This window comes from Hymenobacter sp. UYAg731 (genome assembly GCF_054061335.1).
This window is the reverse complement of record NZ_JBSSEC010000001.1, coordinates 745230-760221: the sequence shown is the minus strand read 5'-3', so window position 1 is coordinate 760221 and position 14992 is coordinate 745230. Positions and strand designations below refer to the sequence as shown.

At 63.7% G+C, this 14992-nt stretch carries 10 protein-coding genes and 1 riboswitch; of the genes, 8 read left to right on the top strand and 2 right to left on the bottom strand.

The genetic code is table 11. From position 1 onward, the window contains the following. Positions 1-88: 88 nt before the first annotated feature. Entirely contained in the window at positions 89-2068 is a 1980-nt protein-coding gene (locus tag ACVWYF_RS03265) for a TonB-dependent receptor plug domain-containing protein (RefSeq protein ID WP_457064563.1), read from the top strand. A gap of 218 nt (positions 2069-2286) precedes the next feature. Continuing rightward, a riboswitch (SAM riboswitch) is annotated at positions 2287-2379 on the top strand. Between the two features lie 234 nt (positions 2380-2613). Further along, complete coding sequence (locus ACVWYF_RS03260; RefSeq protein WP_457064561.1) at positions 2614-4071, top strand: amino acid permease; 1458 nt, start codon at positions 2614-2616, stop codon at positions 4069-4071. Between the two features lie 41 nt (positions 4072-4112). On the opposite strand, the gene ACVWYF_RS03255 is transcribed toward ACVWYF_RS03260, so the two are convergent. Beyond that, a complete protein-coding gene (locus ACVWYF_RS03255) occupies positions 4113-4577 on the bottom strand; it encodes a hypothetical protein (protein WP_457064559.1) in 465 nt (154 codons plus the stop codon). A gap of 308 nt (positions 4578-4885) precedes the next feature. Between ACVWYF_RS03255 and ACVWYF_RS03250 the strand changes: the two genes are divergently transcribed. From ACVWYF_RS03250 to ACVWYF_RS03225, 6 genes are all read left to right on the top strand, one after another. Further along, complete coding sequence (locus tag ACVWYF_RS03250; protein ID WP_457064557.1) at positions 4886-5758, top strand: right-handed parallel beta-helix repeat-containing protein; 873 nt, start codon at positions 4886-4888, stop codon at positions 5756-5758. 174 nt (positions 5759-5932) lie between these two features. Next, entirely contained in the window at positions 5933-6646 is a 714-nt protein-coding gene (locus ACVWYF_RS03245) for a hypothetical protein (RefSeq protein WP_457064555.1), read from the top strand. A gap of 356 nt (positions 6647-7002) precedes the next feature. Next, a complete protein-coding gene (locus tag ACVWYF_RS03240) occupies positions 7003-7725 on the top strand; it encodes a GAF domain-containing protein (protein WP_457064552.1) in 723 nt (240 codons plus the stop codon). A gap of 75 nt (positions 7726-7800) precedes the next feature. Further along, positions 7801-8427: an HD domain-containing protein gene (locus ACVWYF_RS03235; RefSeq protein WP_457064550.1), complete on the top strand. Its 627-nt coding sequence runs from the start codon at positions 7801-7803 to the stop codon at positions 8425-8427. Between the two features lie 108 nt (positions 8428-8535). Further along, positions 8536-11112 (top strand): DNA topoisomerase 3, encoded by a 2577-nt coding sequence (locus ACVWYF_RS03230; protein ID WP_457064548.1) that lies wholly within the window; start codon positions 8536-8538, stop codon positions 11110-11112. 94 nt (positions 11113-11206) lie between these two features. Continuing rightward, positions 11207-13399 carry a TonB-dependent receptor family protein gene (locus ACVWYF_RS03225; RefSeq protein WP_457064547.1) on the top strand — a complete coding sequence of 731 codons (2193 nt, stop codon included), beginning with the start codon at positions 11207-11209 and terminating at the stop codon, positions 13397-13399. Positions 13400-13425: 26 nt separating this feature from the next. Here ACVWYF_RS03225 and ACVWYF_RS03220 read toward each other — a convergent pair whose 3' ends face one another. Further along, positions 13426-14934, bottom strand: a complete 1509-nt coding sequence (locus tag ACVWYF_RS03220) for an SDR family oxidoreductase (protein WP_457064545.1) — start codon at positions 14932-14934, stop codon at positions 13426-13428. Positions 14935-14992: the final 58 nt, after the last annotated feature.

The window sequence follows — 14992 nt, the reverse complement described above, 5'->3', positions numbered from 1 at the left end:
GTCCCGGAACGATACCCGAACGGCGCGGGGACGCGGACTACAAAGTCCGCGCTACGGTAGCTTTGCACCCCCACCAACTCCCTTATGAATGCGACTCACTCGCTACACCGCCCCCCTTTTCTGCTCCCTTTTTACTTTTAACGCCCTCGCCCAGAGCACACTGGCCGACAGCACCCGCGCCCTGAACGAGGTGACCGTGTACGGTACCCGTCTCAACCAGGTGGCGGGCCAAACCGGCCGCTACGTGACTGTGGTGCCCGGCCGCACGCTCGCTCAGTACCCGGTTTCGTCGCTCGATGATTTGCTGCGGCTGCTGCCTGCGATTGAGATGCAGAGCCGGGGCAACTTTGGCACCCAGGCCGATATCACGCTGCGGGGTTCTACTTTCAACCAAGTACTCATTCTTCTGGATGGCATGCGGCTGAACGACCCGCTCACCGGCCACTTCGCCGGCTACCTGCCCATCACGCCGGCCGAAATTGAGCAGATTGAAGTGGTGCGCGGCCCCGGCGCGGCCCTCTACGGCCCCGACGCCGTGGGCGGCTTCGTGAACATCGTTACCAAAACCTTCGCCGCCACCCACCGGCCCGATGGCGTGGAAGTGGGCGGCACGTTCATGGCCGGTGAGTACGACCTGAAAACCACCAATGCTGGCTTCTACGGCCAGGACAAGGGCCTGCGGCTGGCCGGCGGCATCCTCAACAACACGGCCAGCGGCCAGCTGCTGAACCTACCCGGCGGCCTGCGCAACGACTTCAAGCTGAACACCTACTCGCTCTCGGGCGCTTACCAAATCAACAACAAGCTGAGCGCCGCCGCCCGCGCCAGCTTCGACCGCCGCGACTACAACGCCCAGAATTTCTACACGACCAACGCCGGCGACCGCGCCCGCGAAACCACCTCGCGCGACTGGTACCAGGGACAAATACGCTACGACTGGAACGCCCGCGCCCGTACCGAATTGCAGCTGGTGGGTACGTCTAGCACCGACTATTACGTGTACACGCCCACTTCGGCGGCCAGCGACCACCTCATGCACTACCTCAACGTGCAGGCCCAGCACCAACTGCGCTTCTCCGATAAGGTACAGCTGACTTTGGGCGGCCAAGCCGACCGCCGCAGCGTGCGCAGCAACGACCGCGGCGACCACGCCGTGTGGCACCAAGGCGCGTTCGCCGTGGCCGGCCTCATGCCCGCCGCCGGCCTGAACCTGACCGCCGCCCTGCGCCTTGACCACGACCAAGCCTACGGGACCGAGGTGCTGCCCCAACTCACCGCCAGCCAGCTGCTGGGTGAGAAGCTGACGGTGCGCGCCGCCGTGGGCCGCGCCATCCGGGCGGCCAACTTCACCGAGCAGTACAACTCGGCCATCCGGCCCGGTACCGTACCCAACGGCTTCAACGTGGGCAATCCCGGCCTCGAAGCTGAGCGCACCTGGAGCTACGAGGGCGGTCTCGACTACGTGGTGGGCCCGGCCCTGACGCTGCGCGGCACCTACTTCAACCGCTATGGCCGGAACCTGATTGATTACGTGAGTACGCACGGCAGCGAGGTGCAGGCCGGCACCGGCTTCACCAATCTCAACCCTGCCAGCACTTACCGCTACGCCCAAAACCTGTTTGCCGTGAGCACGCAGGGCCTCGAATTCGAAGCCAGTACCCGCGCCCAGTTGAGTGAGGGCCTGCGCCTTGAAGGCAGCGTGGGCTACACCTATACCCACCTGAACGTGGACGGCAACATTGTATCGCAATACCTGAGCAACGTGGCGAAACAGCTCGTTAGCGGCAATGTGAGCCTGGTGCATCGTCGCTTCACGGCCAGCCTGGGCGGGGTATACAAGCAGCGCGCCAGCCAGCAGACTGTAGCCAGTGCCACCGTGAACGATGCCCAGCTCACGCCCGATTACGTGGTCATCAATGGCCGCCTTGATGTGGCGCTGCTGCCCGAGCGCCTCTGGGTGGTGGGCCAGGCCCAGAACCTGTTCGACGCGAAGTATTCCGACCTGCTCGGTGCCCAGATGCCCGGCCGCTGGTTGATGGCCGGCGTGCGGCTGGCGCTGCGGCGGTAGGAGGGGGAGGTCAGCGGGGTGATTCTCACGACCGTCATGCCGGGCGCAGCCGAGGCATCTCGCGTGTGGTAGTAACCTTTTTCAACGATTGGTTTGCTTCTGCACGCGAGATGCCTCGGCTGCGCTCGGCCTGACGGTCTATTTTTTGCCCAAACCGCCGGCGGGGTACGCATCCGGCATTACCTTTGCGGCATCAATTCTTTCTCCCCGAAGGATTGTTTTTATACAGAGGCGCTGAGAGACAGGCTCAATGACGCGCCGGCAACCACCCGCAACCGTGGGTATGGTGCCAACTCCTGATTATATAAAAACAACTGCCGTGCCTGCCGTTCCTGCTGCCTCGCTTGCTTTTCCTGGTGTTTTTTGTGTCCGTTTGTTGATGACAGGACCGATGGTCGCGGGCTGTTGTTGCTGTTGATTGCGGGCCGTAGCGCCGCGTAGCTGAAGCTACGGCCGGCGCATTTTCATTCCTTTTTTACGGGTTTTTTGCTTTGCGGCACGGCTGCTCCGATTGGGGCGGTAGCGTGGCGCGTTTCTATCTCATTATGTTGAAAAAATCACTGGAGCTGCTCCGAGCGGAAGCGGCCGAAACGGGGGCGAACACCCTCAAGCGCAGCCTGAACGGCGTGAGCCTGATTGCCATTGGCATCGGGGTCATTATTGGGGCGGGCCTGTTCTCGCTCACCGGCATCGCGGCGGCCAACAACGCGGGGCCGGCCGTGACGCTTTCCTTCGTGGTGGCCGCCGTGGGCTGCGCCTTCTCGGCGCTGTGCTACGCCGAATTTGCAGCGATGGTGCCGGTTTCGGGCTCGGCCTACACGTATTCGTATGCCACCATGGGCGAGCTGTTTGCCTGGATTATCGGCTGGGATTTGGTGCTCGAATACTCGGTAGGGGCGGCTACGGTGGCCATCAGCTGGTCGCAGTACCTCATCAAGTTCCTGAGTAAATACGGGCTGCACATCCCGGCGCGGCTGGTGATGTCGCCGTTCGAGTCGGCCACGCTGGCCGATGGCAGCACCGTACACGGCTTCGTAAACGTGCCAGCCATGCTCATCGTGCTGGCCATTACGGCCATCGTCACGCGGGGCACGAAAGGGTCGGCGTGGTTCAACGCGCTGGTGGTGGCCTTGAAGGTGGCCGTGGTGCTGGTGTTCATCGCGCTGGGCTGGAAGTACATTGACCCGGCCAACTACCAACCCTACATCCCGGCTAACACGGGCACGTTTGGCGAGTTCGGCCTGAGCGGCATCCTGCGCGGGGCGGGCGTGATATTCTTCGTCTTTATTGGCTTCGATATTGTGGCCACCATGGCCCAGGAAACCAAGAACCCGCAGCGCAATATGCCCATTGGCATTCTGGGTTCGCTGGCTGTATGCACCGTTTTGTTCGTGCTATTCGGGCACGTCTTGACCGGTTTGGCCAACTACACTGAGTTCAAGAACAGCGCCGCGCCGGTGGCCATTGCCATCGAGAAAACGCCCTATGCCTGGCTCAGCTCGGCCGTGATTCTGGCCATTCTCATCGGCTATACGTCCGTGATATTGGTGGATTTGCTGGGGCAGTCGCGGGTGTTTTTCTCGATGTCGAAGGATGGGCTGCTGCCGCCGGTGTTCTCGCGCTTGCACCCGAAATTCAACACGCCGTTTCAGTCCAGCCTGCTGCTGGGGTGCTTCATTGCGGTGTTCGCGGGCTTCGTGCCCATCGCGGTAGTGGGCGAGATGACGAGCATCGGCACGCTGCTGGCCTTTGTGATGGTGTGCCTCGGCGTGCTCATCATGCGCAGGTCCAACCCCGACGCGCCGCGCCCCTTCCGCACGCCGTGGGTGCCGGTGGTGCCCATTCTGGGCATCGTGGTGTGCCTGGTGATGATGGCCTCGCTGCCTTGGGAAACATGGCTGCGCCTCATCGTGTGGCTGGCCATTGGCATGGTCATCTACTTCGGGTACGGGAAGCGGAACAGCAAGCTGCGGCCGGCGCAGGAGGCCGCGAAGCAAGACTAATGCCCCCGGTCCGACCGCCCTAAGCGGTCGGACCGGGGGCATTAGTGCGTGGTCAGCCCGTTGGCGTCCAGCTCCTCATCGTCGCGCACCCGGTCAAGGTCGCCTTCGAGGTCCACTCCGCCGGCGGTGGGGGCGGCGGTGGGGCTGAGGGGGCGCTGCTTGTACACGTCCACGGCCCCACAGCGGTCGAGGACGGCGCGGGCCAACTCGGATTCTTCTCCGGTGGCGGTTTCAATGGTGACTACGGCGTGCTCGGGACCGGTGGCGGCGATGTAGGCCGGCGCATCATCGAGCGTACTGCCGCTGAACAGGTCCGTGAAAAACCGCGTCACGCCCGTGCGGAAGGGTTCGGCGGGCGCGCCGGCGTCGGGCAGGTGCTGGGCTTGCAGGGTTTGCCGGGTGGCCAGGTTGATGCTGCCGGGGGCGAGGCCGGCGGCCTGCGCCTGGGCCACGGCAAACTCGGCTTCGGAAGTGCTGGTGAATAAACCAACGATGATACGGGCCATAAAAATGGGAGGGAAAAGGTGTGCCGGTTCTACGGCGGCCCCGGCGGCCGGTTGTGGGGGCCGTGGGTGGGCACCCGGCCCACAGCGGCGGGGTGGGCCAGCCGGACGGGGTTATAGCTTTGAAATACTGCTATATCACGGAGCAATAATTGAGCCGCCGTCATGCAATCGATACCGGTATCGATGCCGGCATCGATTGCGCAGTTTAATGCCGGAAAACAGCTTGCGGCGCGGCCGGAACAGCCTACGTTTGGCCACCCAATCGGCCCGTTAGTTACGCCTTTTCATCCTAATCAAAACCGTCTTCTATGAAAAGAATTCCCGCCATTCTCTTACTTGCCGCAGCCCTGGCCGCGTGCTCCAAAACCAACGACCCATCGGCCGATGGGAAACCCCTCGCCGCTACCACGGCCAGCGCCGATGTGAGCACCACGGTGACCACCGAAACAGCCCTGAAAAACGCCATTGCCGCCGCCAATCCCGGCGACGTTATCACCGTGAGCGGCACCATTCGGCTCACCAGCACGCTGCAATTGCTGCGCAGCGGTACGTCCAGCGCCAAAATCAACTTCACGGGCGGCACGCTGGATTGCTCCGGGGTGCCCTCGGGCTGGGGCGTGAAGGTGAACGGGAGCTACTGGAACATCACCAACATGACCATCAAGAACGCGCCGGACTGTGGGCTGGTTTTCCAAATTGGCGGCTATAACTACGCCAACAACGTGACCACGACGGCCAACAAGGACTCGGGCCTGCAGGTGTACAACGGCGCGCACGACGACAACATCACCTACTGCACCTCCACCGAGAACTTCGACACGGCCAACGGCGGCGAAAACGCCGACGGCTTTGCCTGCAAGCTCTCGGCCGGGGCCAACAACAAGTTCGACCACTGCACTGCCAACCATAATTCCGACGATGGCTGGGACCTCTACGGCCAGCCCTATACCGTGAAAATCACGAGCTGCACTTCGACCAATAACGGCTACGGTGGCAGCGGCGACGGCAACGGCTTCAAGCTGGGCAGCGCCGGCCAGACCATCGCGCACACCGTCACGAGCTGCACCTCGAACAGCAACAAAGCCAGCGGCTACGACGGCAACGGCAATACCGGCCACATCACCACCACCGGCAGCGGCGGTAGCGGCAACGGCAAAACGCTGTTTTACCGCATCTTTTAACCCCCTACTTGCTGGCCGGCCGGTGGGCGGGCGGGGCGCTTCGCAAGAGGTGCCCCGCTTTTTGCGTGGCGCGGCCGGGGCGGCCGGTCGCAAAGCCACCGGTTTGCGCTACCTTCCGCCCGGCCGGGCAAACTGCCGGGCCGTTGCCTCACCAAACCAACCCCCATCTACCGCATGGCCCAAGCCAAATACGCCGCCCGGTTCGAGAATTTCTTCGAGAACCTGCGCCTCAACCGCGACCAGTTTGCCGACATGGCCGCCTTCACCCTCCAGGCCCTCCGGCAGGCCGCCGGCGGCAAGTACAGCGCCGTGGCCGATGCCCTCGACGTGGCCCTCACCGACTACCGCGCCACCCACGCCGGCCAGCTTTCCGGCGAGGGCCAGGCCAGCACCAGCACCCTGGCCCAGGCCCTGGAAGACTTCAAGGCCTACGTGAAGCGGATGGAGCGCAAGGTCATCAATCCCACCTACGAAGCGGGCAGCCCCGACCTGCTGGCCCTCTTCCCCAAGGGCCGCGCCGCCCTCACCAAAAGCACCCAGACCAAGGTGGAAGATGCCTTCACGGCCTTTCTCGATGCCCTCGATGCCCGGCCTACGGCCTTCACCTCGCCCCAGCGCACGGAGGGCCGCAAGGTGCTCGAAGCCCTCTCGGCCTCGCTGCGCCGCGCCGATGGCATGGCCAAAATCGCCGGCACCCAGCGCATCGACCTGCACGACGGCCGCGAAACCACCTGCCTGGCCCTGTTCCACGTCTACCTCACGCTGCTGCTCGAATTCGCCAAGCAGCCGGAGCGGGCGGCCCCGTTTTTTGATTTCAGCAATGCGCTGGTGTCAAAGTCAAGCGGCCCCAAAGTGCCAAAAGGCATGAAAGGCACGCCGGAAGCTTAGCCGCTGCCAGAAACAAAAAAGCCCGTGGTACGCGCGTACCACGGGCTTTTTTGTGCCGAAATGGCTTCGGTACGCGCGTACCAGAGGCTCCGCCGGACGGAAATGGGCGTGGTACGCGCGTACCACGGGCTCCGCCTCATGGAAATGGCCGTGCTACGCGCGTACCACGGGCTCATCCGGACGGAAATGGGCAGGGTACGCGCGTACTGTGGGCTCCGCCGGCCGTAAACGGGCGCGGTACGCGCGTACCGGCGTTCAGCCATTGCTCATGCCTGGCGCGGTACATTTACGTTTGCACACATCGCCAAACTTATGCCCTGTTCAAGTAGTTGGCGGCAGTATTCCTCCGCTTATCAATGGACACCACCCAGTACCCCGGCCTGATACCTTCGCACGAACACGAGCGCCTGGCGGCCCTGCAGCCCTACCAGGTGCTGGGTACGCCGGGGCAGGAGGTGTTCAATGATTTTGTGAGCATCGTGGCCAAGCTCTTCGACATGCCCATTGCCCTCGTGAGCCTGGTGCGGGCCGATGACGTGGTGTTCATCGGCAACGAAGGCTTGCCCGAAGCCCAAGTGGTGGACCGCCAGGACAGCATGTGCTCGGTGGCCATCCTCAGCGACGACCTTACCGAGTTCCGCGACGTGGCCGCCGCGCCCTGCGCGCTCGTCAACCCCTACGTGGCCCAGCAAATGCACCTCGGCTTCTACGCCGGCCAGGCCCTGCGCACCCCTGGCGGCCTGGCCGTGGGCAGCCTCTGCATCATGGACCGCCGCCCCCGCCAGCTCAGCCCCTCGGAGGGCCACTTGCTACGCGACCTGGCCCAGGTAGCCCAGGAGCTGCTGCGCCTGCAAGCTGCCCTGGCCACCGGCTTCACGGTATCGGAAGCCCTGCTCCCCCGCCTCGATGCCACCGTGCAGCAGTCCCTCACCCGCCTCGCCACCCTGGCCGCGCTCAACGAATGGGAAGCCACCGCCGACACCGCTGAAGCCCAGCGCTACACCGAGTCGCGCCTGGACGAAGCCCGATATTTGGCCCAGGCGCTGCATCGCGAGCTGCTGGCGGTGCTGGGCAAGTAGCCTGCGAGCCACGTAGCCTTAGCCTACGCTTTAGTTGGTGCCCGAGCGCAACGAGTAGAACCATTGAACAACTTGATGACCCCCGACTTCTCCGCCCGCTGGCACCGCCTCACGGCCCCCTTCGTGCCCGACGCGGCCCGTCGCGAAGCCGAATTTCAGCGCCTGGCTGCGGCTTACCAGGCCCCCACGCGCCACTACCACACCCTCCAGCACCTCGAAAACCTATTGCACCGCCTCGATGCCGCCGATTTGCAGGACCGCCCCGTGGTGGAGTTGGCCGTCTGGTTTCACGATGCCGTGTACCACGCGCTGAAATCCGATAATGAAGCCCGCAGCGCCGCCGAGGCGCTTCAGTTTCTCCAGCATTCGACGTTGGAGCCCGCCCGGCAGCAGCGTGTGGCCTTCCTCATCAACCGCACCGCCAACCACACCCTGCCCCAGCCGCCCGATGATGCCGACCTGCTGGCCTTCCTCGATGCCGACCTGAGCATTCTGGGCGCGCCCGCCGACGTGTACCGCGAATACGCCCGGCAAATCCGCCGCGAATACCGCCGGGTGCCGCTGCTGCTTTATCGCCCCGGCCGCCGCAAGGTGCTGGCCACCATGCTGGCCGCGCCGGTGCTATTTCACACGCCCGCCTGGCGGGCCGAGCTGGACGCCGCCGCCCGCCGGAACCTGCAGGCCGAGCTGGATGAATTGTAGCACACGCTAAAGCGTATGCTACAGGCAAACGACCTTTTTGCAGCGTATTTTTGTTGATTCCGCACGCCGAAACCCCCTCGGCGAAGCCCTCCAATCAACCCGAATTACGTGATAGTTTGCATTGCCGAAAAGCCCAGCGTGGCGCGTGAGATTGCCACCGTGCTGGGCGCTACCCGCCGCATGGACGGCTACATGGAAGGCAACGGCTACCAGGTCACCTGGACCTTCGGCCACTTCTGCCAGCTCAAGGAGCCCGACGACTACCAGCCCGAGTGGAAGCGCTGGAACCTGCACAACCTGCCCATGATTCCCGATTCGTTCGGCATCAAGCTCATGCGCCGCGACGACGGCGTGGTGCGCCAGTTCCAGACCATTAAGAAGCTGGTGGACGAGGCCACGGAAGTCATCAACTGCGGCGACGCCGGGCAGGAAGGCGAGGTGATTCAGCGCTGGGTGTTGATGGAGGCAAAGTGCCGCAAGCCGGTGAAGCGGCTTTGGATTTCGTCGCTCACCGAGGAAGCCATCCGGCAGGGCTTTGCTAACCTGCGCGAGGCCAAGGAATTCGACTCGCTGTACCAAGCCGGCAAGAGCCGCGCCGTGGGCGACTGGCTGCTCGGCCTAAACGCCACGCGTCTTTTCACCCTCAAATACACCACCTACCAGGACAAGCAGCTGCTGAGCATCGGGCGGGTGCAAACCCCCACGCTGGCCCTGCTGGTGGAGCGCTGGCACGAAATCCAGAACTTCCGCTCCGAGCCGTATTGGGTATTGAAGACTGAATACCGGGGCACCCTGTTCAGCCACATGGCCGCACCCGACAAGGCCAAAGACGCCGACGCCGCGCCCGATACCAAAAGCCGCTTGCGCGCCCTGGGCTATTTCGTGACCGAAGAAGAAGCAAAAGAAGCGCTGGAAGCCGTGCGCCCCGCCCCGCTACGCGTGACCGATGTGGAAATCAAAAAAGGCCGCGAATCCCCGCCGCGCATGTTCGATTTGACCTCGTTGCAGGTGCAGTGCAACAACCAGCTGGGTTTATCCGCCGAGGACACGCTGAAAATTGTGCAGAGCCTGTACGAAAAGAAGGCCGTGAGCTACCCCCGCGTCGATACCACCTTCCTGCCCGACGACCAGTACCCGAAAATCCCCGGCATCCTGCGCGGCATTCGCGGCTACGATGCGCTGACCGCGCCGCTGCTGGCCGTCAAGATTCCGAAGACCCCCAAGGTTTTCAACAACAACAAAGTCACCGACCACCACGCCATCATCCCGACGGGCGCGGCCGGCCCCGGCGGCGGCATGGAAACCAGCGTCTACGACATCATCACGCGCCGTTTCATCGCCGCCTTCTACCCCGATTGCGAGGTGAGCAACACCACCGTGCTGGCCGAAGCCGCTGAGCGCCCCTTCCGCGTGCGCGGCCGCCAGATTCTGAACCCCGGCTGGCGCGTCGTCTACGGCGACCCCACCCAGCAGGCCGCGCCCAAACCCGCGCCCGTCCCCGGAGCCGCCGGCGCGGCCGCTGAATCCGACGATGATGCCGTTTCTACCGTCCTGCCCAACTTCGTGCAGGGCGAAAGCGGCCCCCACGACCCGCGCCTGGAAAGCAAGATGACCCAGCCGCCCAAGGACTACACCGAAGCCACGCTGCTGCGCGGTATGGAAACGGCCGGCCGCAACATCGACGACGAGGAGTTACGCCAGGCCATGAAGGAAAACGGCATCGGACGCCCCAGTACCCGCGCCGCCATCATCGAAACGCTGTTCAAGCGCAATTACATCAAGCGCGAAAAGAAGCGCATCATCCCCACCCCCACGGGCGTGGAGCTGATTGGCCTCATCCGCAACCCCACCCTGAAATCGGCCGAGCTCACGGGCCAGTGGGAGCACAAGCTGCGCCAGATTGAGCGCGGCGAGCTGTCGTCGGAGGGCTTCCTGGGTGAGCTTTCGGCCCTGGTGCGCGAGATGGTGCAGGAGGTGAAGCAGGACAACCGGGGCCGCATGGTCACGTCGGGCAGCGCGGAACTGGCCGTGCAGCAGGTCCAGGCCGGCACCAGCAAAGTACCCGCCGGCATGACGGGTGCCAATGGGCCGAAAGCTGCTGGCCCGGCCCAGTTGCCCGGTGCCAACGGCCTCGGCTACTGCCCGGCCTGCAAGACCGGCCACGTCGTGCGCGGCAAAACCGCCTTCGGCTGCGTGCGCTTCCGCGAGGGCTGTACGTTCCGGCTGCCCGCTGAGGTACACGGCAAAAAACTGAGCGACCCGCAGGTGAAAGCCCTGCTCGCCAAAGGCCGCACGCCCGTGATGAAAGGCTTCATCGGGGCTGAGGGCCAGAAGTTCGACGCCGCCATCGGGCTCGATACCGCCTTCCAGCCCATGCTGCTGCAAGTGGCCGACAGCAAGCCCGGCGCCGCGCCCGACTCGGGCCTGATTCCGTGCCCGGTGTGCAAGCTCGGCACCATGCTCAAGGGCAAGACGGCCTACGGCTGCTCGCGCTTCCGCGAGGACTGCCAGTTCCGCGTGGCCTTCGAGTGGGGCGGCAAAGCCCTGACGGAGACGCAACTCAAGCAGTTGTTGCGTAAGGGAGAAACGAGCCTTATCAAGGGCTTCCTTTCAGCCAAAACCGGTAAGAAATACGATGCCGCGCTGAAGGTGGAGGAAGGGCGCGTGGTGCCAGTATTTGGGTAGAAGGCCTCCTTATTTAGATTAATTCTTAACAAGCGTTGGTGTAGTCCCGGCCGGACTCTACCTTTGCGGTTGTTTAGAATCAATCCAAATAAGCATGCGCATTTCTTCCATAGCCCTGTTGGGCCTCGTTGTTGGCAGTTTTTCTGCTTTTGCCCAGGAAGCTCCGGCTCTGAAAAGTCAGAAGCTGGATGAAGTACAGGTGCTGGGGCTGAAGTCGAAAAACGGCCTGGGCAATCTGGGTGAAGTGGGCGGCGCGGTGATTTATGCCGGTAAGAAAACCGAGGTGCTGGTGCTCGACTCGCTCGATGCCAACACGGCGCTGAACAACCCGCGCCAGATTCTGGGCCGCATTCCGGGAATGAACTTCTCCGAAACCGAAGGCTCGGGCTTCCCGGCCAACGGCATTGGCCTGCGCGGCCTCAACCCCGTGCAGAGCGTGGAAATGAACGTGCGCCAAAATGGCTACAACATCACGGCCGACCTCTACGGCTACCCCGAAACCTACTACCTGCCCGCGATGGAGGCCGTGGAGCGTATTGAGGTGACGCGTGGCGCGGCCTCGCTGCAATTCGGCCCGCAGTTTGGCGGCACGGTGAACTACGTGATGCGGCGCGGCGCTCAGGATAAAAAGTTTGAATTGGGCCTGCGCCAGACGGGCGGCTCGTTCGGGCTGTTCAACTCGCTGGCCAGCGTGGGCGGACAGGTTGGGAAGTTGAATTACTACGCCTACGGCCAGTTTCGGCGGCAGGATGGCTGGCGGCCCAACTCGGCGCTGCGTCAGGGTACGGCCTATGCGGGCCTGCACTACCAGGCCACCGACAAGCTGACGCTGGGCCTGGAGTATTCGCTCCTGCGCAACCGCATTCAGATGCCCGGCGGCCTCACCGACGAACAGTTCGACCACAACAGCCGCCAGAGTACCCGCGCCCGCAACTGGCTCACCAGCCCCTGGAACGTGCTGACGCTCACGGCCGACTACCAGGTGTCGCCGCGCACGCTTATCAGTCTGAAAACGTCGGGCAACCTCAGTGGCCGCGCCCTGGTGTGGCGCAACGAGGACGGCGGCGCGGCGGCCCCCGACACCGTGGACCGCGCCACCGGCGAGTTTGTGCCGCGCGAGGTCGAAAACGAGCGGTTCCGCAGCCTCACCAACGAGCTGCGGGTACGCACCGACTACTCGCTGCTGGGCCTCGATAATACGCTGGCCGTGGGCGTGCGCTATTTCACCGGCTTCATGCACCGGCAGGGCGGCGGGCCGGGCTCCACGGGCTCGAACTACGATTTGAACCTTTACGGCGGGCCGTACGAGTACGATTTTGAGTTCCGGACCCAGAACTTCGCGCCATTCGCCGAAACTGTGCTGCGGCTCACCGACCGGCTTTCGCTCACGCCGGGTGTGCGTTTTGAGTACCTGCGCTCACAGGCCAAAGGCTATAAGGAGGAGGAGGACGGCGACCTGCTGACCACGGATGAGGCCCGCAGCCGCTCTTTCCTGCTGTTTGGGGTGGGGGCCGAGTTCAAGGCCAGCAGCAGCACGGCGGTCTACGGCAACGTGTCGCAGGCTTACCGGCCCATCGATTACTCGGCTTTGCAGCCTTTCGGGGTCACGTCCAAAATCGACCCCAACCTGAAGGACAGCAACGGCTACAACGCCGACCTCGGCTATCGGGGCACAGTGGGCCAGTGGCTGAATTTCGATGTGGGCGGGTTTTTCCTGAAGTACAACCGCCGCATTGGCACCATTGCGGCCATCGATGCCCGCACGGGCCAGACCTATTCGTTGCGTACCAACGTGGCCGATTCGGAGCACAAGGGCCTGGAAACCTACGTCGAAATCAGCCCCCTGAAGCAGCTGGCCCCCGGCTCGCGCCACCGGCTGAGCGTGTTCAACTCGCTGGCTTATGTGGATGCCCGCTATGTGAGCGGCGAATTCAGCGGTAAGCGGGTAGAGTATGCGCCCAAAATCATCGAGCGCGTGGGACTCACCTACGGCTACGGGCCGTTCAGCATCACGGGCCAGTACAGCTACACCGGCGACTCGTTCGGCGAAGCCAACAACGTGCGTACGCCCGACAACGACAACCCCCTGCAAGGCCTTGTGCCCGCCTACGCCGTGTGGGACCTCTCGGCCGCCTACCATTTCACGCCCCGCATCGAACTCAAAGCCGGCCTGAACAACCTCACCGATGCCCGCTACTTCACCCGCCGCACCGACGAATATCCGGGCCCGGGCATCATTCCCAGCATCGGCCGCTCGGGATATGTGACGGTGGCGGCGCGGTTCTAAGTGCCCGCGCATTTGTGGATGAGCTGCTAAAGCGTGGCCGCCGCTGCCGGTTCATGATTAGCAGGTTGGTCTGATTCCCCATATTCCACCAGGTTCTTCACCATGCCCTTGAAAATAATGCCGTGGAAGGGCAGCACCGAATACCAGTACAGCCGCCCCGCCAGGCCGCGCGGGCGGTAGGCGGCCAGCTGCTCCACGGCGGGCGTACCATCGGGCTGGTCCACGATGCGGAACTGCAGCCAGGCCTCGCCGGGTAGCTTCATTTCGGCGTACAGCAGCAGGCGGCGGCCGGCGCGGTCGGCCACCAGCACGCGCCAGAAATCGAGCGGGTCGCCGGCGCGCAGGCGGGAGGGCGAGCGGCGGCCCCGGCGCAGGCCCACGCCCCCCACAGCCTTGTCCATGAGCCCCCGGATGCGCCAGAGCCAGTCGGTTTTATACCAGCCCCGCTCCCCGCCGATGCGCCAGATATTGTCCATTACTTCCGCTACCGGCCGATGAAAAGGCATGAGCTGGCGGTCGAAGAACATGCCGTTTTTTGGAATCTGGATGGCATCCATGTAGTTCTGGCGCATCACCCCGGAACTCAGGGCGTCGCTCCAGCTGCTCACCACTTCGTTTTGCTCGATGCGCTGGAAGGCCAGGGCCAGGGCGGCGCGGTAGTTCATGCAAGTGTGTGGCACCACGGTGGCAATGCTCTTGGCGGGGTCGCACACGGTGTCGTTTTTCAGGCTCTCAACCAGGCTTTGGGCCAATGAAAAGGTGGTGCTCGTGACCAGATACAGCCACCACGACGACAGCCGGGGCGTGAGCACGGGCACCGTCACAATCCAGCGCTTGTAGCCGCGCTCGGCGGCTAGGCCCAGCAGCATCTGGCGGTACGTCAGCACGTCCGGTCCGCCCACATCAAAGGCCCGGCCGAAGCAGGCTTCATTATCCAGCACTTCGGTGAGGTAGAACATGATGTCGCGGATGCCAATGGGCTGGCAGCGCGAGTTCAGCCAGCGCGGCGTCACCATCACGGGCAGCTTTTCCACCAAATCGCGGATAATCTCAAACGAGGCCGACCCCGACCCAATGATGATGCTGGCCCGCAACACCGTGAGCTTGGCGTGCGTGGCGTGCGTCAGCACGTTCTCCACGGCCCGGCGCGAGCGCAGGTGTACGCTCAGGTTGTGGTCGTTGGCAATGCCGGATAGGTAGATGACCTGCCGGGCGGTGGTGGTGTTGAGGTAGTCGGTAAAATGCTGCGCCGACTGCTGCTCTTGTTGAAAAAAGTCCTCGTTGCCGCCGCTCATGGAGTGTACGAGGTAGTAGGCCGCGTCGATATCAGTGGGCACGGCAGCCAGCGTTTTGGGCCGAAGCAGGTCGCCTTTTACCACGTTTACCTGCGGGTGCAGGGCTTCGGGCAGCGTTTCGGGGAGGGAAAAGCGGCGCGGGTCGCGCACCAGGCAAATGATGTCGTGGCCGGCTTCGGCCAGCAGCGGCAGCAGGCGCTGGCCAATGTAGCCAGTGGCCCCGGTGAGCAGGATTTTCATAAGTCTGCGGCGGGGACGCGGAACGTGTAGCATCGCCCCCACTTGATGTAACGGGCTG